The 2,756-nt window shown below is 65.8% G+C and carries 1 protein-coding gene and 2 pseudogenes; 2 read left to right on the top strand and 1 reads right to left on the bottom strand.

All coding sequences use genetic code 11. The features are described from left to right. A pseudogene (locus tag RHBS_RS26475) lies at window positions 1-1,064 on the top strand (Ig-like domain-containing protein); the annotation flags it as partial. A 58-nt stretch (window positions 1,065-1,122) separates the two neighbouring features. Here the strand turns inward: RHBS_RS26475 and RHBS_RS26470 are convergent. Continuing rightward, complete coding sequence (locus RHBS_RS26470; protein ID WP_121873484.1) at window positions 1,123-1,878, bottom strand: SDR family NAD(P)-dependent oxidoreductase; 756 nt, start codon at window positions 1,876-1,878, stop codon at window positions 1,123-1,125. Window positions 1,879-2,217: 339 nt separating this feature from the next. Here RHBS_RS26470 and RHBS_RS26465 point away from each other — a divergent pair. Beyond that, window positions 2,218-2,756: pseudogene (locus RHBS_RS26465) on the top strand (hypothetical protein); the annotation flags it as partial.

Here is a 2,756-nt window from a genome sequence, read left to right as displayed (position 1 = left end):
TCACCGAGGGCAGCGCCCGTCGCCCAGGTCACCGAGAACCCGGTCGCAGGTGCCGCCGACGTCAGTCCCGTCGCGCCGATCTCGGTCTCCGTGGCCGACGGAACGCTCACTCAGGTCGCGTTGACCAACCCCGACGGCAAGGTCGTCCAGGGCGCGCTCTCGCCCGACAAGACCTCGTACGCCGTCACCGAGCCACTCGGCTACGGCGTGCAGTACACCTGGTCCGGCTCGGCGCTGGGCAGCGACAACAAGACCGTCGACATCACCGGTGCCTTCACCACCGTCGAACCCGACAGTCGCACGTCGGTGAGCACCAACATCGGCGACGGCCAGGAAGTGGGCATCGCCGCGCCGATCATCCTGCAGTTCGACTCCGCGATCGCGGACAAGGCCGCCGTCGAGAAGGCGTTGACGGTGACCACCAACCCGCCGACGCCCGGCGCGTGGGCATGGTTTCCCGACGACAACGGATCACGGGTGCACTGGCGACCGACGAACTATTGGGCTCCGGGCACGACGGTGGACGTGAAGGCGAATCTCTACGGGGTGAACTACGGCGGCGGTGCCTACGGTGCGGACGATGTGACGCTCGACTTCTCCATCGGCCGCAGCCAGGTCGTCATCGCCGACGCCACCAGCACCGTATGCAGGTGGTCCGCGACGGCGCGACGATCATGGACATTCCCGTCAGCTACGGCGAGGGCAACGAGGACCGCAACGTCACCCGCAGCGGCATCCACGTCGTCACCGAGAAGCACGAGGACTTTCTGATGTCCAACCCGCCGTTCTACGAGAACGTCCGCGAACGCTGGGCGGTGCGCATCTCCAACAACGGCGAATTCATCCACGCCAATCCGCTGACCACCGGTGTGCAGGGCGCGTCGAACGTCACCAACGGGTGCATCAACCTGTCCGACGCCGACGCTCAGGAGTACTTCCAGACAGCGATGTACGGCGATCCCGTCGAGGTCACCGGAACTCGCATCGACCTCTCGGCAGCCGACGGCGACCTGTACGACTGGGCCATCGACTGGCCGACGTGGGAGTCGATGAGTGCGGCGTAGCCGCAGTGGTGTGATTAAGTGCCCCCTGCGGCACTTATCCGCACCACTGCGCGGCGCACTATTTCCGGGAGAAGCGCCCCGGACCGGCCTGATCACGTGGCTTGATGATGATCTGGTCGAGGTTGACGTGCGACGGGCGAGACGCCACGAAGCCGATGACCTCGGCGATATCGCTCGCCACCAGCGGTGTGATGCCCTGGTAGACCGCGTCGGCCTTGTCTGCGTCGCCGTCGAACCGGACGAGCGAGAACTCGGTTTCCACAGCACCCGGCGCTACCTCGGTCAACCGCACCGGCTTGCCGAGAAGCTCGCCGCGCAACGTCCGATGCAGCACTGCCTGAGCGTGTTTGGCCGAGGTGTAGCCCGATCCGTTGTCGTAGGCCTCGAATGCCGCCACGGAGGTGATGGTGACGATCAGGCCGTCACCGGAGTCGATCAGCTTGGGCAGCAACGACTTCGTCACCTGCAATGTACCGAGCACGTTGGTCTCCCACATCCAGCGCCAGTCGTCGAGGTCGGCGTCGATCACCGGGGCCAAGCCCTTCGCGCCACCGGCATTGTTGATCAACACGTCGACGCGGGGGATGACCGCGGTGAAGGCGGCGACCGAATCCTCGTCCGTCACATCGAGTTCCAGGGCAGTACCACCGATCTCCGACGCCAACTCCTCGAGCCGGTCCAGTCGGCGGGCACCGATCACGACGTGGAAGCCGTCGGCGGCGAGTTGACGGGCGGTGGCCGCGCCGATGCCGGAGCTTGCTCCGGTGACGACGGCGATTTTGGCATCGGGGGAAATCTGTTCGGACGAGGTCATGGCGAAATTCTATGCCCGACGTGCCCCGTGCTTTCCGATGCCCGATTGGACATCGAACGCGAGGGTGCTAATTTTGGATCCATGTCCGCCAGTGAGACGACCGCGATGCGGGTCACCTATGTGACCGCGTCCCTGGGTTCTCGCTTGCCGCTTCCTCGGGAACTGTGTTGTCCCGGCCAAGGAATCCGTCTCTAGCTCCCTGTTTCGGGCTGCAGACAGTCGATTCGCGTGTCGTGGTTTCTGTACGACCACCGCACCCCTTCCTTGACCTGCATCACTTCGCTCTTCCGTCGTTGTTCGTCCACGACGGAGGTCTGCCACTGCTGAGGACCACAACCGATGTCCGTATCAACGCTGCACCACCACACCGGCCCCACCTCTCTGCGGTCTCTCCCGGGGCCCCGATCGCGCGTCCAACTCGTCGCGCCCGATCTGCGGATCGCGGACAGTCCCGCCGCGTCGGTGCTTCGGGTCGCTTGCGTCGAAGGTCCCATCTCGCGCGAGCATGCCTCTCGCGCAACGGGTTCGAGCATCGCCACAGTCAACCGTCAAGTGTCGGCCCTACTCGCCGTCGGGCTGCTCCGTGAGCGCGCAGACCTGACGGCACCGGGGGCGATCGGACGACCGCGGGTGCCGTTCGAGGTCAACCACGAACCGTTCTCGACCATCGGGATCCACATCGGAGCCGTCGTCACCGGCATCACCGTCAGCGATCTGCGGGGACGCATCCTCGGTGCCGTCGAGATACCCACGCCCGCCGGATCTTCGGAGACAGCGCTTGCCTCCGTCACCCGCAGCGCGGGTGCCTTTGCCGGACGCTGGCACCGCCGCACCCCGCTGTGGGTCGGGGTAGCGATCGGTGGCCGCGTCGACACCGA

Source organism: Rhodococcus sp. BS-15, assembly GCF_000813105.1.
Taxonomy (GTDB): Bacteria; Actinomycetota; Actinomycetes; order Mycobacteriales; family Mycobacteriaceae; genus Rhodococcoides.
Note: the sequence above shows the minus strand (reverse complement) of the source record. Positions and strands in the feature narration are given on the sequence as shown.

Excerpts from the sequence above, each read along its gene's own strand:
- RHBS_RS26470 (WP_121873484.1), bottom strand. The coding sequence starts at position 1,878 with ATGACCTCGTCCGAACAGATTTCCCCCGATGCCAAAATCGCCGTCGTC.